The organism is Flavobacterium sp. W22_SRS_FK3 (genome assembly GCF_052113665.1).
Taxonomy (GTDB): domain Bacteria; phylum Bacteroidota; class Bacteroidia; order Flavobacteriales; family Flavobacteriaceae; genus Flavobacterium.
The window spans coordinates 1-18,004 of the sequence record NZ_JBGQOF010000036.1 but is presented as its reverse complement, the minus strand read 5'-3'; the positions used below and the strand labels follow the sequence as shown (position 1 = coordinate 18,004).

The following is an 18,004-nucleotide window of genomic DNA, read 5'->3' as shown; positions in this document are numbered from 1 at the left end:
AGTTTTGTGGGAGAGTATGTCGTCGCCTTTCTTTTAAAAACCCTTCATCAACGATGAAGGGTTTTTTGTTTTTAAATATTTGAGACTTTTTGATAGATATTTAAAAGAAAATCTTTGAAAGTTTAATTTTATCAATAATTTAGCATATTAATTTAAATTTTTATAAATCAATGGATAGAAATAAAATCTTTTTTATTTTTCTTTTTACAATTTTTTCAAGTAATGCACAAGGACTGCTTGATAAAAAAGCAAAAACATTTACACATCAGGATACACTAAGAGGGAGCATTACACCAGAAAGAGCTTGGTGGGATTTACTATACTATCATTTGGATATAAAAGTAAATACTCATGACAAGAGTATTTCGGGATCAAATACTGTTCGATATAAAGTTTTAAAAAAGCATAAAAAAATGCAGATCGATTTGCAGGAACCCATGAAAATTTCAAAAGTTATACAAGACGGAAAAGATTTGAATTTTAATAGGGAAGGAAATGTTTTTTTTATTGATTTGATTGAGGATCAAAAGGTTGGTGAAACTAAAGAAATAGTTATTTCATATCAAGGTATTCCAAAAGAAGCAATTAAACCGCCTTGGGATGGTGGTATCACCTGGAAAAAAGATAAAAATGGTAAAGATTTTATTGCTTCATCTTGTCAGGGTTTGGGTGCAAGTGTCTGGTGGCCATGTAAAGATCATATGTATGATGAAGTAGAAAATATGTTGATTAGTGTTAATGTTCCTGGCAATTTGACAGATGTTTCAAACGGAAGATTACAAAGTCTAAAGAAAGAAAAAGACGGAACAAAAACTTATAATTGGTATGTTTCAAACCCAATTAACAATTATGGTGTAAATATTAATATTGGGGATTATGTAAATTTTTCTGAAAAATACAAAGGTGAAAAAGGAAATTTGGACTGTGATTATTATGTTTTAAGAGACAATTTGGTTTTAGCGAAAGAGCAATTTAAAGATGTTCCAAAGATGCTTAAAGCTTTTGAATATTGGTTCGGACCATATCCATTTTATGAAGACAGCTATAAATTAGTGGAAGCACCCTATTTAGGAATGGAGCATCAAAGCAGTGTAACTTATGGTAATCAGTATAGAAATGGATATTTAGGACGTGATTTGAGTGGTACTGGCTGGGGCTTAAAATTTGATTTTATTATTATTCATGAATCAGGACATGAATGGTTTGCAAATAATATCACTTATAAAGATATTGCAGATATGTGGATTCATGAGAGTTTTACGAATTATTCTGAAAGTTTATTTTTAGAATATTATTATGGAAAAGAAGCTGCAGCAGAATATGTAATAGGTTGTAGAAAAAATATACAAAATGATATCCCGATTGTTGGTCATTATAATGTAAACAATGAAGGATCAGGTGATATGTATCCAAAAGGAGCGAATATGCTTCATATGATTCGGCAAATAATCAATGATGATTTGAAATGGAGATCGATTTTGAGAGGTTTAAATAGTACATTTTATCATCAAACGGTGACTTCTAAGCAAATAGAAGATTATGTTAATGATCAGTCTGGAATTAACTTTAACAGAGTCTTTGTTCAGTATTTAACAACCACACAAATTCCGGTTTTAGAATATATTTTTAAAGACGGATTTTTTGATTACCATTGGACAAATTGTGTTGCAGAATTTGATATGCCAGTGAAAGTAAAATTAAATGGGAGTGAAGTCTGGTTAAAACCTACGGCCGAATGGAAATCTGAAAAAATAACGGGTGATAAAATAAATTTTGAAATAAGTAAAGATTTTTATGTGACAAGTTCAGATATTACAGAGTAACAGATTGATTTAAATTATAAAAAAAATACCGATAAAGATTAATTTATCGGTATTTTTTTATTGATAAAGACTATTAAATTGCATTTACAATAGCAAGAAAATCCTCTGCTTTTAAGGCGGCTCCTCCAATTAGACCACCATCTACGTCTGGTTTAGAGAAGATTTCTTTAGCATTTTCAGGTTTTACTGAACCACCATATAAGATTGAAACTTCATCAGAAATCTCATTTCCAAATGCTTTACGGATAGTCTCTCTAATAAATTCATGCATTTCCTGAGCTTGTCCTGGAGATGCTGTTTCGCCAGTTCCAATTGCCCAAACTGGTTCATAAGCTAAAACTATATCTGACCAAGATTCTTTTGAAATATGAAATAATCCGTCTCGTAATTGATTTTCAACAATATTAAAGTGATTGTCAGATTGACGATCTTTTAATTCTTCACCAAAGCAGAATATTACTGTAAGTTCGTGTTTTAAAGCTGTATCCACTTTATTCGCAATTAAAGCATCAGTTTCGTTAAATATAGCTCTTCTCTCTGAGTGTCCTAATATTACAGTATTTACTCCAATACTTTTTAACATATCGGCAGAAATTTCTCCTGTAAAAGCTCCGCCTTCAGCCTGATGAACATTTTGAGCTGAAACTCCAATAGTTGTATTTTTTAATTTGGCAACAGCAGCTGCTAAATTTACAAATGTTGGTGCAACAATTACCTGAGCGTTCGTTTTTGCGGGTATTTTTGTAATTAATTCATTCAATAATTCTTCGGTTTGTTCAGCATTTTTATGCATTTTCCAGTTTCCTGCAACAATTTGTTTTCTCATTTTGGACAGTTATTAATTTTTTTTTTAGATTTTATATGAAATGAAATTGAGAACTCACTCTATTTCAGTTCTTTTAATGTTTTATTGATTTTATCAAAATCAGTTTCAATGGCACGGTATAATACTATTTTACCGGTTTTATCAACAATGATGTATCTTGGAATCCAGTCCAGGTCAATTGCTTTTCCAAAAATACCTTTCATACCGTCATTCATCATAAAATGGTCGCCTTTTAATTCATGTTTTTCAATTCCGGCCTTCCATTTATCAGCTGTTTTATCTGCCGAGAGGAATAAATAGGTCACATCTGGATTGTTTGCCTGAAGCTCTTTTACTTTTGGCATTGCTTTTACACAGTCACCGCACCAGGAAGCCCAAACTTCAATGACTAAAGTTTTTCCTTTATATTTATTCAGGATATCTTTGAATGCAACCTGACTTTCATCTGTAGCTGATAATTTTTCAGATAGAGCTTCTTCAGAAAAATTGGTCTTTTGAGCATTTGTACAAGAAAATGTAGCAAAAGCAATAAGTAATATAACTAATTGTTTCATTTTATATGTTTTGAACAAAGTTAAACAAACAAATTGAAACATAAATACAGAATATAAAAATTCAGGAAACAGTCAATTTTACATTTAAAAAGAGAAGAATCATTTATAAAAGAAAAATTGAAATCGTAATAGTGCTGGAGTTAATTTTAATTTTTTGATGATTCTTTAAAATATAGATTTGGTAAAAAATGTTTATTTGTTTTTATTTCAATAATTTAATGAATAAAACGTCATAAATACATTAAAAAATGGGTAATGATGTTTTTAAAATGTTACTTTAAAGCATTAAGATACATTAGATACTAAAAAATGGATTTATGCGGATATCTTACATTTCTTCAAAATTGACTATATTTGCATGTAATTTAAACTTAGAGTATGACGAGGATAATTACACTTTTCTGTTTCTTGCTAACACAATTGAATTTTTCGCAATCTGCTGAAAATTATTTAGAGAAAATTAGAAATAATGAAGCTGCCCTAACAGCTTTTTTTCAACAAATGCCAAAGGGAGGCGATTTACACCATCATTTTTCGGGATCTATTTATGCTGAACCTCTTTTGGAAAGAGCTATTACAGAAGATTTTTATCTCAATCTGGAAACTATGCAAGTAGCTAAAGCCAAATCTTCAAAAGGTAATTGGGAAACTTTTTCATCCCTTAAAAATAAAGGACAGTTGGAATTCTATCAGCAGAAAGTCATGCAAACATGGTCTGCAAAAGATTACAATGGCGTTTCAGTCCCTTCAGATGATTTGTTTTTTGATTCTTTCGATAAATTTTTTCCTGTTATCGATGGTCATTTTGCCGAGGGTTTATTGGAGTTAAAAAAGCGCGCACTATCAGAAAATGTGAGTTATATCGAGACACAATTATCGATCATTCCTTGTGATATGAAAGTAGATGATTTGAGTGATTTTAACTCAAAACTTCGTCGGGCTGCAATTCAAAAAGATGAAAAGGCAGTTTTAAAACTTCTAGACGATTTGTTTAAATCAATTCAGCAGAAAGACGCTAAAAAATATGCAGAAAATTTCAATATCAATTTTATTACAAAACTACATAAAGACTTAAAAATTGATGACAAGCGTTTTACCATGCGTTATCAGAATTTTGTATTACGTTTTATGGAGCCTGTAGATTTGTTTAAAAATCTGGTTATTGCTTTTATTTCTGCTAATGATAGTAAATTGGTTGCAGGTGTAAACATTGTTTCTCCAGAGCATGGCGAAAATTCAATGAAAGATTATTGGCTACACATGGTTATGTTTAAATACTGCCATTCAAAATTTCCTGATGTAGAATATACGCTTCATGCAGGCGAATTGACATTGGGATTAGTTCAGCCTGAAGATTTAACATGGCATATTAACTCGGCGATTTACACAGCAGGAGCTAATAGAATTGGTCATGGAGTTGATATTGCTTATGAAGCTAATTCATATGATTTATTACGCTACATGTCAAAAAATAAGATTCCGATTGAGATCAATTTAGCCAGTAACGAATTTATTTTGAAAGTAAAAGAAGGAAGGCATCCTTTTACACTTTACAAAGAATTTAATGTGCCAATTGTAATCAGTACTGATGATGCAGGAATTTTGCGAACCAATATGACAGAACAATACGTTTTATTAGCCAAAAGATATTCTGATGTTTCATACGCAAAAATAAAAAAATATGTTTATAACAGCATTAATTACAGTTTTATTCAGGACGCATCAATTAAAAAGCAATTATTGAAGGATTTGGATTCCAGATTTAAAACATTTGAAAACCAATTCTCTAAAAATTAAAATTATGATATTAGAAACGGCGATTCTTTTTATTAAACCACATTTAGCAAGTCAGTTTGAAGTTGATTTTATAAAGGCAAGTCAATATATTTCTTCTATCCAAGGATATTTGGGACATCGTTTAGAGAAATGCCTCGAAGTCGAGAAGAAGTATCTTTTAATGGTTAATTGGAATACTCTTGAAGATCACACAATTGGTTTTAGGACATCAGAAGCTTATTTAGAATGGAGAAGAATTTTGCATGAATATTATGAACCGTTTCCTGTTGTGGAGCATTATGAAACTGTTTTTGAGAACAAAATATAATTTACTTACATGAACATCAAACTTATCGCCATAGGTAAAACGGATAACAAATCATTGCAGACGTTAATCGATGATTATACGAAACGCTTGTCGTTTTATATCAAATTTGATTTAGAAATTATTCCGGATATTAAAAACGTAAAGAATTTATCAGAAAGCCAGCAAAAAGAGAAAGAAGGCGAGTTGATTCTGTCTAAATTAACGCCAACTGATCAATTAATTTTGTTGGATGAAAATGGAAAAACCTTTTCAAGTATTGGTTTTTCTGAAGAATTACAAAAAAAGATGAACTCCGGAATTAAAACGCTTGTTTTTGTAATTGGCGGTCCTTATGGTTTTTCAGAAACAGTTTATAGTAAAGCACAAGGGAAAATTTCGCTTTCGCTAATGACTTTTTCACATCAGATGGTGCGTTTGTTTTTTATAGAGCAGTTATATCGCGGTTTTACTATTTTACGAAATGAACCTTATCATCATCAATAAAAAATTTAAAGCAAACAAATCATTGATTATTTATTAATGAAGATTCGTGATGATTATAAGAAAAAATAAATAAATTAGCCTTCAAAACCAAAACCATGACAAACCTACCAAAAGGGAGTAAAAAATTATTGAATGCCTGGGCCTTTTATGATTGGGCCAATTCAGTTTACACCCTTACAATTGCATCAGCGGTATTTCCTATTTTTTATGAAGCCTTATTTTCTGAGAGAGGACATTATCTAGAAGTTTTCGGATTAGAATTAAAAAATACAGCCCTAATTAGTTTTACAACAGCATTTGCTTTTGTATTTGTAGCCTTTTTTTCGCCTTTATTATCCGGTATTGCAGATTATGTTGGGAATAAAAAATCTTTCATGAAATTTTTCTGCTATGTTGGAGCTTTATCCTGCATGGGATTATACTGGTTTAATCTTGAAAATATTTACATCGGATTATTATTTTACTTTCTTGGGCTTATTGGTTACTGGGGAAGTTTGGTTTTCTATAATTCATATTTGCCTGATATTGCTTTCCCTGAACAACAGGATAAAATTAGTGCCAAAGGGTATTCTTTAGGTTATATTGGGAGTGTAATTTTGCTGATTATAAATTTAGCAATGATTATGAAGCCAAAAGTTTTTGGAATCACGGGAACAGATGGCGAAGCGGCTATGAAAGCTATGCGGTATTCTTTCGTAATGGTGGGAGTGTGGTGGATTTTGTTCAGTCAGTATAGCTATTATTTTTTACCTAAAGGAAGTAAAGAAGCCAATCAAAAGTTATCGAAAGATGTTGTATTTAATGGTTTTAAAGAATTGAAAAAAGTTTGGGCTATATTAAAAAATAATATTCCTTTAAAAAGATATTTAGGTGGATTTTTCGTATCAAGTATGGCGGTTCAGACTGTAATGCTGGTAGCGACTTATTTTGGAGCGCAGGAAATTACATGGTCATCTAAAGAAGAAAGTACAACTGGCTTGATTATTTGTATTTTAATTATACAGTTGGTCGCTGTAATCGGAGCTGTTTTGACTTCAAGGGCTTCTGAGAAATTCGGTAATATTCCAACCTTAATTGTAATTAACACTATTTGGGCAGTCTTTTGTGCGCTTGCCTTTTTCATTACTTTACCCATACATTTTTATGTAATGGCGACAGTAGCCGGATTTGTAATGGGTGGAATTCAGGCTTTATCTCGGTCAACCTATTCAAAATTATTGCCTGAAACAGAAGATACAGCTTCTTTTTTTAGTTTTTATGATGTTGCCGAAAAAATAGGAATTGTTATCGGAATGTGTCTGTACGGAATTATCGATCAGATAACCGGAAGTCCTCGTTTGGCAATCGTGTTTCTAGCAATCTTTTTTGTAATTGCTATTTTCCTTTTAAGAAGAGTGCACAAAAAATAAATTAGTAAAATTATATTCATAATCTAAACGCAATTATCATACATTTGATTCTTGCGTTTTTATTTTGAACTAAATAATCAATTAATTAATGAATAGTGAATATCTCCTTGATAAAGAATATAATTGGATCATTTACGATAAGGATGGAGCTAATTTCAAGGAATTTGAATGTTGTGTTTTTAATAATTGTAACTTTTCTGCCTGTACTTTTTTAGTCGTTACATTTATTGATTGCGTTTTTAATGACTGTATTTTTAGTGTAGCAAAAATTAATTATGTCGCTTTTAGAACAGCCACTTTTAACCGCTGTGAAATCAAAGAGGTAAATTTTGCTATGTGTGACAAACTCATTTTTGAGATACATTTTAACGATTGTATTTTGGATTTTTCTAAATTTTATACTTTAAAAATAAAAGGAACCACTTTTACAAATTGCAGTTTAGTGGCAGTCGATTTTATGGCTACAGATCTTACAGGTGTGGTTTTTGATAATTGTGATTTGTACCGATCCGAATTTGATAAAGCAATTGCTAATAAAGCCGATTTTAGAAACAGTTTTAATTATACAATTGATCCATCCAAAACGAAACTCAAAAAAGCCATTTTTTCTTTGAATGAAGTAAAAGGTTTATTGTTTAAACATGATGTTGTTGTAAGTTGATTATAATTTCTTTTCCATCACATAATCTTCCATCAAATATCCGTTTCCAATCTCAATATTGACTTCATCCATAACCTCAAAACCTATTTTTTTATAAAAACCTAAAGCAGAATTAAACCGGTTTACATTTAAAGATAAAGCTTTTGAGTGATTTTTTAAAGCCATTTTTTCTATCCCTTCAATGACTTTTTTTCCAATGCCTTTTCCTTGTGTTTCCGGTAAAAGATAGATTTTATGAATTCTCGTTACGGATTCATCTTTATAATTGTGTTCAATTGCAATGAAACCTAAAGTAGTTTCATCTTCTAAAATTAGATAAAATAATTGTTCTTTTTTCTCTAATAGATCATTTAAGGCTTTATCAGAATAAATTAAATCCAACATATAATCTAATTGTTCTCTGGATAGAATTTTGCCATACGTAATTGGCCACGTTATATATGTTATTTGCTGAATGGTCTTGATGTCTTCTGCTATTGCTTCTGAAATTGTAATCATGTTCAATTTGAAAAATGTTTTTTAAATATTTAATTATTTAGTGAAAATTTGATTTTCCTGTTCACTGACCCTGATAAATGTGGTGCGTTTCGTCAGTTCTTTCAGTCTGGAAGCACCAACGTAAGTACAGGTACTTCGTAAGCCTCCCAAAATATCCAAAACAGTATTTATTACTTTACCTTTGAATGGAACCTGAACCGTTTTTCCTTCACTTGCCCTGTATTCGGCTACACCGCCAACATGTTTGTCCATTGCAGTTGTAGAACTCATTCCGTAAAATTGTCTGAATTTTTCACCGTTAATTTCGATCAGTTCACCACCACTTTCACTATGTCCGGCAAACATTCCACCAAGCATAACAAAATCTGAACCTGCACCAAAAGCTTTTGCAACATCCCCCGGCGTACTGCATCCTCCGTCACTAATGATGTGTCCACCCAAGCCATGAGCTGCATCTGCACATTCAATAATGGCTGAAAGCTGTGGATATCCAACGCCTGTTTTTACACGGGTTGTACAAACCGATCCAGGGCCAATCCCGACTTTTACAATATCAGCTCCGGCTAATAATAACTCTTCTGTCATTTCGCCTGTTACCACATTTCCGGCAATAATGACTTTGTCAGGGTATTGTTTGCGTGTTTGTTTTAAAAATTGTACAAAATGTTCTGAATATCCATTGGCAACATCAATGCAAATGAATTTCAGTAGTGGATTTGCTTTAATAATTTCAGCAATTTTACTGGCATCTTCTTTGCCTGTTCCTGTACTAATAGCAATATAATTATAAAAATCGGAGGGAACGGTTTGTAAAAAAGCATTCCACTCCTGAAGCGAGTAATGCTTGTGTATCGCAGTGAAAAGCTTTTCTTTGGATAAAGCAGCAGCCATTTCAAAAGTACCGACGGTATCCATATTGGCTGCCATAATTGGAATTCCTGTCCACAATGTTGTACTGTGCAAAAATTTAAAATTTCTTTCTAAAGATACTTCAGATCTGCTTTTTAAAGTGGATCTTTTAGGTCTGATCATTACATCTTTAAAGCCTAATTTCAGATCGGTTTCTATTCTCATGATTTTCTAAATTTTTGTTACTCTCAAATATATTAATTTTGAAAATGACTCAGTTTATAACAACACTAAAATTAATCCTTTAGTTATTAACATTAAAAATGCAAGCAATAAGAATCTGATGTGTTTTAATTAATTCTGAATTTAAGTATTGGTAATCAGTGTTTTGTTTTTAAATTGTAATGTTTTCAGCAAAATCATTTCTTTTTACTTTTTAAAACTAAAAACAGAAAACAGTTTATAGTTAATTACTTATATTTGTTGACCTAAAAAATAACCAGAATAGTGAATCATATCAATAAGTTAAAAATATTCAATGACCCCATTTATGGCTTTATTTCCATTCCGAATGAGCTTATTTATGATTTAATCCAGCATCCCTATTTTCAACGTTTACGTCGTATTTCACAAATGGGATTATCGTATTTGGTTTATCCGGGAGCTAATCATACACGTTTTCATCATGCTCTGGGTTGTATGCATTTGATGCAAAAAGCAATCGAAACACTCCGTTTTAAAGGTGTAGTTATTTCATCTGAAGAAGAAAATGCTTTATATATTGCTATTTTATTGCATGATATTGGACACGGACCTTTTTCGCATGCGATGGAAAAAAGCATCGTTGAAGATGTTAATCATGAAGCTATTTCGCTTTTGTTTATGAATCAGCTAAATGAAGAATTTGAAGGAAAATTAAGTTTGGCAATTCAGGTTTTTAAAGGTGATTATCATAGGAAATTCATGTTGCAATTGATTTCCAGTCAGTTGGATATGGATCGAATGGATTATTTGAAACGTGATAGCTTTTATACTGGTGTTGCTGAAGGGAATGTCAATTCTGAACGATTGATTCAGATGATGAATGTAGTTGAAGGTGTTTTAGTTATTGAGGAAAAAGGAATTTATTCAGTAGAAAAATTTTTGCTGTCAAGGCGATTAATGTATTGGCAGGCTTATTTGCATAAAACCAGTTTAGTGGCAGAATTGATTTTGATGAAAGTTTTAAAAAGAGCCAAAGAATTGACCTTGAAAGGAATAAATTTACCTTGTAGTGAATCACTTTTATATTTCATGGAAAACAAGATTACACTAGGAAATTTTAATGCTGAAATATTAGATTTATTTTCTCAATTAGATGATTTTGATATTATTGGTGCTTTAAAAGCATGGCAAAGGCAAGATGACTTTATACTTTCAACTTTAAGTAAAATGATTATCAATAGGGATTTATTGAAAATTAAAATGAGTGCTGAGAAGATTCCGATAGAAGAATCGCAAACAATGAAAGAAGAATTTGCTCATGAGCATAATATCTCCCTTGCAGAAGCCGAATATTTTATCTTTAGAGGAAAAATTAAAAATCAGGCTTACAGTAAAGAAGCAGAACCGATACGAATTTTTAAAAAAGATAGAACAATTGAAGATGTTGTTGAAGCATCTGATCAGTTGAATTTGAAATCATTATCTAAACTGGTAACAAAATATTACATCTGTTTTCCAAAACAACTAATCTAAAATTAATATTTAAAACCTATTTTTTATATTTTTGTCGGAATGAAACGAACTAATACATTTTTTTTGAATATAAGTAGAACGTTATGTAGAGAGTTCCATCTTATTCGTATAAAAAATAGAATCCAATAAGATGAAATTTACAGCAGAACAAATAGCAGGAATTTTAGAAGGAGAAGTTATTGGAAATCCCAATGCAGAAGTTTATAGACTCTCTAAAATTGAAGAAGGAGAAGAGGGCTCACTTACTTTTCTGGCAAATCCTAAATACATCAATCACATTTATACCACAAAAGCATCTGTAACAATAGTTAATGATTCTTTTGTGCCTGAGTCTGACATTGCAACAACTTTGATTAAAGTTGAGGATGCGTATGTGTCTTTTTCTAAACTTTTAGAATTTTATAATCAGGTAAAATTAAATAAAAACGGAATTGAGCCACAAACTTTTATATCTGAAGGAACTAAATATGGGGAAAATTTATATTTGGGAAGTTTTAGTTATATAGGTCAAAATGTAGTTTTGGGTGATAATGTAAAAATATATCCAAACAGTTTTATTGGAGATAATGTTATTATTGGAAATAATGTACATATTTTTGCGGGCGCTAAAATTTATTCTGAAACTATAATTGGTAATAATTGTACCATTCATTCAGGAACTATTATTGGAGCTGATGGTTTTGGTTTTGCCCCAAATGAAGATGGAGAATATAAGAAAGTACCACAAATAGGCAATGTTATTATTGAAGATAATGTAGATGTTGGTGCCAATACTACTATAGACAGAGCTACCCTTGGCTCTACGATTATTAGAAAAGGAGTAAAATTAGACAATCAAATTCAGATTGCGCATAATGTAGAGATTGGTAAAAATACAGTAATAGCAGCTCAATCAGGAGTTGCTGGTTCTACAAAAATAGGGGAAAACTGTATGATTGGAGGACAGGTTGGTATTGCAGGCCATTTGATAATAGGGAATAATGTTAGACTTCAGGCTCAATCGGGTGTTGCAAGAAACATTAAAAATGATGAAACTTTACAGGGAAGTCCTACGTTTGGTTATAGCGATTTTAGTAAATCGTATGTTCATTTTAAAAACTTACCTAAGATTGTTGCCGAATTAGAAGAATTAAAAAAACAAATAATAAACCCAAAAAATGGAAATAATGGTTAAACAGAAAACCATCAAAAATGAAATTTCACTAACAGGAGTTGGATTGCATACTGGAAAAGAAGTTACAATGACTTTTAAACCTGCTCCTATTAATAATGGTTTCACTTTTGTTAGAATTGACTTGCAAGGCCAACCAGTTATTGAAGCTGATGCTAATTATGTTGTTAACACACAAAGAGGTACCAATTTAGAAAAATTAGGTGTAAAAATTCAAACCCCTGAACACGTTTTAGCAGCATTAGTAGGTTGTGATCTGGATAATGTTATTATTGAATTAAATGCTTCAGAACTTCCAATTATGGATGGTTCTTCAAAATATTTTGTTGAAGCCATTGAAAATGCCGGGACTGAAGAACAAGATGCAAAACGTAATGTTTATGTAGTAAAAGAAGTAATTTCATTTACTGATGAAACTACGGGAAGTGAGATTTTGGTCATGCCAAGTGATGATTATCAGGTTACAACGATGGTAGATTTTGGCACTAAAGTTTTGGGTACTCAAAACGCCACTTTGAAAAGCATTGCTGATTTTAAAGATGAAATTTCAAATTCAAGAACTTTTAGTTTTTTACATGAATTAGAGTCTTTATTAGAAAATGGACTAATAAAAGGAGGTGATTTAAATAATGCTATTGTTTATGTAGATAAAGAGATTTCTGATGCTACAATGGAAAATCTTAAGAGAGCTTTTGGAAAAGACGAAATTTCTGTTAAACCAAACGGCGTTCTTGATAATTTGACATTACATTATCCAAACGAAGCAGCAAGACATAAACTTTTGGATGTTATTGGAGATTTATCTTTAATTGGAGTTCGAATTCAGGGGAAAATCATAGCTAATAAACCAGGCCATTATGTTAATACGCAATTTGCTAAAAAATTAGCAAAAATTATAAAAATTGAGCAAAGAAACCATATTCCTGTTTATGATTTAAATCAGGAGCCTTTGATGGATATTCATAAAATTATGGCTGTTTTGCCTCACAGACCTCCATTTTTGCTGATAGACAGAATTATAGAAATGTCATCAACTCATGTAGTTGGATTGAAAAATGTTACCATGAATGAAAATTTCTTCGTTGGGCATTTTCCTGATGCACCGGTAATGCCGGGTGTATTGATTGTTGAAGCAATGGCACAGACAGGTGGGATTTTGGTTTTAAGTACAGTTCCGGATCCTGAAAATTATTTGACTTATTTTATGAAAATAGATAATGTTAAGTTTAAGCATAAAGTATTACCTGGTGATACCTTGATTTTTAAATGTGATTTGATTTCTCCTATTAGAAGAGGAATTTGTCATATGCAGGCGAATGCTTACGCTAATGGAAAATTAGTTGCTGAAGCAGAATTAATGGCTCAAATTGCAAGAAAACAATAATAATTTAATCAAATTTATTGTTTAGGTTTGTTGCCCAAATTAGATTATTTTAATTTAAAATATAAAAAATACAGATGAATCAACCATTAGCATATGTTCATCCTGGCGCTAAAATCGCTAAAAATGTTGTAATTGAGCCTTTTACAACAATTCACAATAATGTTGTTATTGGTGATGGTACCTGGATAGGTTCAAATGTAACCATTATGGAAGGTGCCCGAATTGGTAAAAATTGTAATATTTTTCCCGGAGCAGTAATTTCAGCAGTCCCTCAGGATTTAAAATTTGGAGGAGAAGATTCTTTGGCAATTATTGGTGATAATTGTACCATAAGAGAATGCGTAACGATCAATAGAGGAACAATAGCTTCTGGTCAAACAGTTATAGGTAATAATTGTTTAATAATGGCAACTGCCCATATTGCTCATGATTGTCATGTTGGGAATAACGCTATTATAGTTAATGGCGTTCTTTTAGGAGGCCATGTTACTATTGGTAATTATGCCATTATTGGAGGTTTATCGGCTGTTCACCAATTTATTAGTGTTGGAGATCATGCTATGATTTCAGGAGGATCATTATTAAGAAAAGATGTTCCGCCTTATACCAAAGCTGCAAAAGAGCCATTATCATACGTAGGTATAAATTCAGTTGGATTGAGAAGAAGAGGTTTTACAACTGAAAAAATCAGAGAAATACAGGATATTTACAGAATTTTATACCAAAAAAATTATAATACGACACAAGCTTTGAGTATTATTGAAGGTGAAATGGAAGCTACCCCCGAGAGAGATGAAATTTTAGATTTTATTCGAAACTCATCAAGAGGTGTAATGAAAGGATATTCAGGGAATTATTAAAGTTTAATCATTAAACGATTGAACAAAATATTAAAATAAAACAAATAACAAAATGGCATCTACATCAGATATTAGAAATGGATTATGTATAAAATACAATCACGATATTTATAAAATTATCGAATTTCTTCACGTAAAACCAGGAAAAGGACCTGCTTTTGTAAGAACAAAATTAAAAAGCTTAACAACAGGAAAAGTATTAGATAATACATTTTCTGCAGGGCACAAAATTGAAGATGTACGTGTAGAAACACATACGTATCAGTTTTTATATGCTGAAGGAGAAGAATTTCACTTCATGAATGCCGAAACTTTTGAGCAAATTTCTTTGAATAAAAGTATTTTAGATGCTCCTGGATTATTAAAAGAAGGAACAAATGTAATGGTTCAGGTTAATACTGAAACAGATTTGCCCTTGTCAGTTGATATGCCGGCTTCAATTGTTTTAGAGGTTACTTATGCTGAACCTGGTGTAAAAGGAAATACTGCAACAAATGCTACGAAATCTGCAACCGTAGAGACAGGAGCATCAGTAAATGTTCCGTTGTTTATCAACGAAGGTGATAAAATTAAAATCGATACAGCTTCAGGAAATTACATGGAGCGTGTAAAAGAGTAATTTTTAATTAGATGATTTGTGAATGTGTCAATTAGATAATTGAGAAGTATTTTCCAATTGACACATTTCTAAATTAACACATTCTCTAATTGACAAATTTTCTAATTATAAAATATGAAATTTCCAAAAGTTCAATCTTTAGAAGAAATTGCAAATTTGCTTAATTGCGAATTTATTGGTGACAAAAACTTTGAGGTTTTAGGTATGAACGAGATACATGTCGTTGAGCCCGGAGATATTGTTTTTGTAGACCATCCAAAATATTATGACAAAGCTTTGCAATCTGCAGCTACAATTGTTTTAATTAATAAAAAAGTAGACTGTCCTGAAGGTAAAGCTCTTTTAATTTCTGATGACCCTTTTAGAGATTTTAATACCTTAACAAGACATTTTAAACCTTTTCAATTTGCAAACGTAGCCATTTCGAAATCTGCAAGGATTGGTGAAGGAACAATTATTCAGCCAAATTCATTTATTGGTAACCATGTTACAGTTGGTAAAAACTGTTTAATTCATTCCAATGTTTCAATATACGATCATACAGTTATTGGAGATGATGTGATTATTCATGCCGGGACTATTTTAGGAGCAGATGCTTTTTATTATAAAAAACGTCCTGACGGTTTCGATCAGTTAATTTCGGGTGGGAGAGTTGTAATTGAAAACAATGTTGGTATTGGTGCTCTTTGTACTATCGACAAAGGTGTGACAGGTGACACTACAATTGGAGAAGGAACAAAAATTGATAATCAGGTACATGTTGGACATGATTCTGTTATCGGAAAAAAATGTTTAATTGCGTCGCAAACAGGTATCGCCGGTTGTGTTATTATTGAAGATGAAGTTACTATTTGGGGACAAGTAGGTACGACAAGTGGTATCACAATAGGATCAAAGGCTGTTATTATGGGACAGACAGGCGTTACTAAATCGGTTGAAGGTGGAAAATCCTATTTTGGAACTCCAATCGAAGAATCGAGAGAAAAGTTGAAACAATTGGCTAATATCAAAAAGATTCCTGAAATTTTAAGTAAATTGAAATAACTATGTCTATCAAAGAATTTGTTCAAAAATTTTATAAATCGGATGCCTTGATTGATAGTGAAATTTTTAAAACCTATCTGCATCCCGATGTTACAATAGATTGGAATAGCAGTAAAGGATTAATCCATATGGATTACGATTCTATAATAAACATGGCAAATGAGTTAAACCGTGCTTACGTGCGTTCAAAAGTCAGAATAAGTCATATTATAGCTGAAGATGATTTGGTTTCAGTACGTTATTCCCACTTTGTAAAAACAATTGAAAACCCTCGGGAAGAAATGTTACTGGCTCATTTTTTTACGATTTGGCAAATAAAAGATGGTAAATTATATAGAGGTTATCAAATGAGTCAATTTTCGTGATATTTTTTGCCAATAAAAAAGGTAAAATAAGTTACAAAACCTTACTTTTGCATCACAATTTTAAAAACTACATAAAATATATATCATGAGTGTTTTAGTTAATAAAGATTCCAAAATAATTGTTCAAGGATTTACAGGAAGCGAGGGAACTTTCCATGCTTCTCAAATGATTGAGTACGGTACTAATGTTGTTGGTGGTGTTACTCCCGGAAAAGGAGGGACTAGTCATTTAGACCGTCCGGTTTTTAATACAGTAAAAGATGCTGTTGATCAAGCCGGTGCTGATACATCTATCATTTTCGTACCACCAGCTTTTGCTGCTGATGCAATTATGGAAGCTGCTGATGCTGGAATTAAAGTAATTATTGCTATTACAGAAGGAATTCCTGTAGCAGATATGATTAAAGCAAATAACTATGTTAAAGAAAGAAATTCTAGATTAATCGGCCCAAACTGTCCAGGAGTCATTACTCCAGGTGAAGCTAAAGTAGGAATTATGCCAGGTTTTGTTTTCAAAAAAGGAACTGTTGGTATTGTTTCAAAATCAGGAACTTTAACTTATGAAGCTGCTGACCAGGTTGTAAAACAAGGTTTAGGAATTACTACTGCTATTGGTATTGGTGGAGATCCAATTATTGGAACGACTACTAAAGAAGCTGTAGAATTATTAATGAACGACCCAGAAACTGAAATTATCATCATGATTGGTGAAATTGGAGGACAACTAGAAGCCGATGCTGCTAAATGGGTTAAAGCTGATGGTAACCGTAAGCCAGTTGTTGGTTTCATCGCTGGAGAAACTGCTCCTGCTGGTAGAACAATGGGGCATGCAGGTGCTATTGTAGGTGGTTCTGATGACACAGCCGCTGCTAAAAAACAAATTATGAGAGACAACGGAATTCATGTTGTTGATTCACCAGCTGAAATTGGTAAAAAAGTAAAAGAAGTGTTGGGATAATCTCAATTATTTAAAATAACAAATTCTAAAAAGTCTCAATATTTTGTTGAGACTTTTTTACATTTTTAAAATGATTGGAATATAATTAAAAATTTGGTTACTCATATTTTCAGGATCTTAGTAACTTAAAAATAAAAAAAATGAGCAAAGAATTAAAAAAGTTTAAAGTAAGCAACAGTTTTACTTTTACGATAGAAGACAGTTTAGAACAAGTTTGTAATGCTCCGGAAGGAAGTGCTGGAATTTTTGTTGTATATGCAGTTGAAGATGATGCAAAGGAATTAATCATGGTAGCTTCTACCGGAACTGTTCAAAACGATGGAACTTTAAAAAATAAAAATGGCGGACTTTATGATAAAATTGTAAACGGACACCAATTTGCCAAAACAGGAAGAAAATATTCATGGCCGGCGCAAATGAAGTTAGAAAATATTGAGGCTCTTGAAGTAGTTTGGTACGAAACTTTTAATGCTGATTCAAAAGTAATTCCAACTGCAGTTGAAGGACAGGTATTGCAAAATTTCTTAGATGAAAATGCAAAATTACCAAGATGGAATGTAGCTTTCTAAAAATAAATAAATAATGTCTCGTCCTAAAAAAACGATACTGATTATTAGATAAAAATAATTAATTAAACAGTTGCAAGAACGTTCTTGCAA

The 18,004-nt window shown here is 31.7% G+C and carries 19 protein-coding genes; 15 read left to right on the top strand and 4 right to left on the bottom strand.

Annotated elements, in window-relative coordinates; translation table 11 throughout:
• Positions 1-170 precede the first annotated feature (170 nt).
• Positions 171-1,823, top strand: a complete 1,653-nt coding sequence (locus tag ACEN2I_RS19355; RefSeq protein WP_441767737.1) for a M1 family metallopeptidase — start codon at positions 171-173, stop codon at positions 1,821-1,823.
• Between the two features lie 73 nt (positions 1,824-1,896).
• Here ACEN2I_RS19355 and tpiA read toward each other — a convergent pair whose 3' ends face one another.
• Both tpiA and ACEN2I_RS19345 read right to left on the bottom strand, forming a co-directional pair.
• On the bottom strand, positions 1,897-2,649 hold the full coding sequence (gene tpiA / locus ACEN2I_RS19350) for a triose-phosphate isomerase (RefSeq protein WP_441767736.1): 753 nt from the start codon (positions 2,647-2,649) through the stop codon (positions 1,897-1,899).
• A gap of 59 nt (positions 2,650-2,708) precedes the next feature.
• Positions 2,709-3,203 carry a TlpA family protein disulfide reductase gene (locus tag ACEN2I_RS19345; protein WP_441767735.1) on the bottom strand — a complete coding sequence of 165 codons (495 nt, stop codon included), beginning with the start codon at positions 3,201-3,203 and terminating at the stop codon, positions 2,709-2,711.
• A gap of 378 nt (positions 3,204-3,581) precedes the next feature.
• On the opposite strand from ACEN2I_RS19345, the gene ACEN2I_RS19340 reads away from it, so the two are divergent.
• The 5 genes from ACEN2I_RS19340 (at position 3,582) to ACEN2I_RS19320 (ending at position 7,860) form a co-directional block, all read left to right on the top strand.
• Positions 3,582-5,000 (top strand): adenosine deaminase, encoded by a 1,419-nt coding sequence (locus ACEN2I_RS19340; RefSeq protein WP_441767734.1) that lies wholly within the window; start codon positions 3,582-3,584, stop codon positions 4,998-5,000.
• 4 nt (positions 5,001-5,004) lie between these two features.
• Positions 5,005-5,307 carry an antibiotic biosynthesis monooxygenase family protein gene (locus ACEN2I_RS19335; protein ID WP_441767733.1) on the top strand — a complete coding sequence of 101 codons (303 nt, stop codon included), beginning with the start codon at positions 5,005-5,007 and terminating at the stop codon, positions 5,305-5,307.
• 9 nt (positions 5,308-5,316) lie between these two features.
• Positions 5,317-5,790 (top strand): 23S rRNA (pseudouridine(1915)-N(3))-methyltransferase RlmH, encoded by a 474-nt coding sequence (gene rlmH, locus ACEN2I_RS19330; protein WP_441767732.1) that lies wholly within the window; start codon positions 5,317-5,319, stop codon positions 5,788-5,790.
• A gap of 95 nt (positions 5,791-5,885) precedes the next feature.
• Positions 5,886-7,199, top strand: coding sequence for an MFS transporter (locus ACEN2I_RS19325; RefSeq protein WP_441767731.1), 1,314 nt, complete (start codon positions 5,886-5,888; stop codon positions 7,197-7,199).
• A gap of 88 nt (positions 7,200-7,287) precedes the next feature.
• Positions 7,288-7,860 carry a pentapeptide repeat-containing protein gene (locus tag ACEN2I_RS19320; protein ID WP_441767730.1) on the top strand — a complete coding sequence of 191 codons (573 nt, stop codon included), beginning with the start codon at positions 7,288-7,290 and terminating at the stop codon, positions 7,858-7,860.
• Here the strand turns inward: ACEN2I_RS19320 and ACEN2I_RS19315 are convergent, their stop codons facing one another.
• Positions 7,861-8,358, bottom strand: coding sequence for a GNAT family N-acetyltransferase (locus tag ACEN2I_RS19315; protein WP_441767729.1), 498 nt, complete (start codon positions 8,356-8,358; stop codon positions 7,861-7,863).
• 33 nt (positions 8,359-8,391) lie between these two features.
• Positions 8,392-9,432 (bottom strand): GMP reductase, encoded by a 1,041-nt coding sequence (locus tag ACEN2I_RS19310; protein WP_441767728.1) that lies wholly within the window; start codon positions 9,430-9,432, stop codon positions 8,392-8,394.
• Positions 9,433-9,714: 282 nt separating this feature from the next.
• Between ACEN2I_RS19310 and ACEN2I_RS19305 the strand changes: the two genes are divergently transcribed.
• The 9 genes from ACEN2I_RS19305 (at position 9,715) to ACEN2I_RS19265 (ending at position 17,914) form a co-directional block, all read left to right on the top strand.
• Positions 9,715-10,944: an HD domain-containing protein gene (locus tag ACEN2I_RS19305; protein ID WP_441767727.1), complete on the top strand. Its 1,230-nt coding sequence runs from the start codon at positions 9,715-9,717 to the stop codon at positions 10,942-10,944.
• A gap of 130 nt (positions 10,945-11,074) precedes the next feature.
• On the top strand, positions 11,075-12,118 hold the full coding sequence (gene lpxD, locus ACEN2I_RS19300; RefSeq protein ID WP_441767726.1) for a UDP-3-O-(3-hydroxymyristoyl)glucosamine N-acyltransferase: 1,044 nt from the start codon (positions 11,075-11,077) through the stop codon (positions 12,116-12,118).
• Positions 12,111-13,499 carry a bifunctional UDP-3-O-[3-hydroxymyristoyl] N-acetylglucosamine deacetylase/3-hydroxyacyl-ACP dehydratase gene (locus ACEN2I_RS19295; RefSeq protein ID WP_441767725.1) on the top strand — a complete coding sequence of 463 codons (1,389 nt, stop codon included), beginning with the start codon at positions 12,111-12,113 and terminating at the stop codon, positions 13,497-13,499. Before lpxD ends, ACEN2I_RS19295 begins: the two co-directional genes overlap by 8 nt.
• 74 nt (positions 13,500-13,573) lie before the next feature.
• Complete coding sequence (gene lpxA / locus ACEN2I_RS19290) at positions 13,574-14,359, top strand: acyl-ACP--UDP-N-acetylglucosamine O-acyltransferase (RefSeq protein WP_110308051.1); 786 nt, start codon at positions 13,574-13,576, stop codon at positions 14,357-14,359.
• Positions 14,360-14,411: 52 nt separating this feature from the next.
• On the top strand, positions 14,412-14,978 hold the full coding sequence (gene efp, locus ACEN2I_RS19285) for an elongation factor P (protein WP_441767724.1): 567 nt from the start codon (positions 14,412-14,414) through the stop codon (positions 14,976-14,978).
• A gap of 114 nt (positions 14,979-15,092) precedes the next feature.
• Positions 15,093-16,022, top strand: a complete 930-nt coding sequence (locus ACEN2I_RS19280) for a UDP-3-O-(3-hydroxymyristoyl)glucosamine N-acyltransferase (RefSeq protein WP_441767723.1) — start codon at positions 15,093-15,095, stop codon at positions 16,020-16,022.
• 2 nt (positions 16,023-16,024) lie between these two features.
• Positions 16,025-16,387 (top strand): nuclear transport factor 2 family protein, encoded by a 363-nt coding sequence (locus ACEN2I_RS19275; protein WP_315239073.1) that lies wholly within the window; start codon positions 16,025-16,027, stop codon positions 16,385-16,387.
• 85 nt (positions 16,388-16,472) lie between these two features.
• A complete protein-coding gene (gene sucD / locus ACEN2I_RS19270; protein WP_441767722.1) occupies positions 16,473-17,345 on the top strand; it encodes a succinate--CoA ligase subunit alpha in 873 nt (290 codons plus the stop codon).
• A gap of 140 nt (positions 17,346-17,485) precedes the next feature.
• On the top strand, positions 17,486-17,914 hold the full coding sequence (locus ACEN2I_RS19265) for a hypothetical protein (protein ID WP_441767721.1): 429 nt from the start codon (positions 17,486-17,488) through the stop codon (positions 17,912-17,914).
• Positions 17,915-18,004 lie beyond the last annotated feature (90 nt).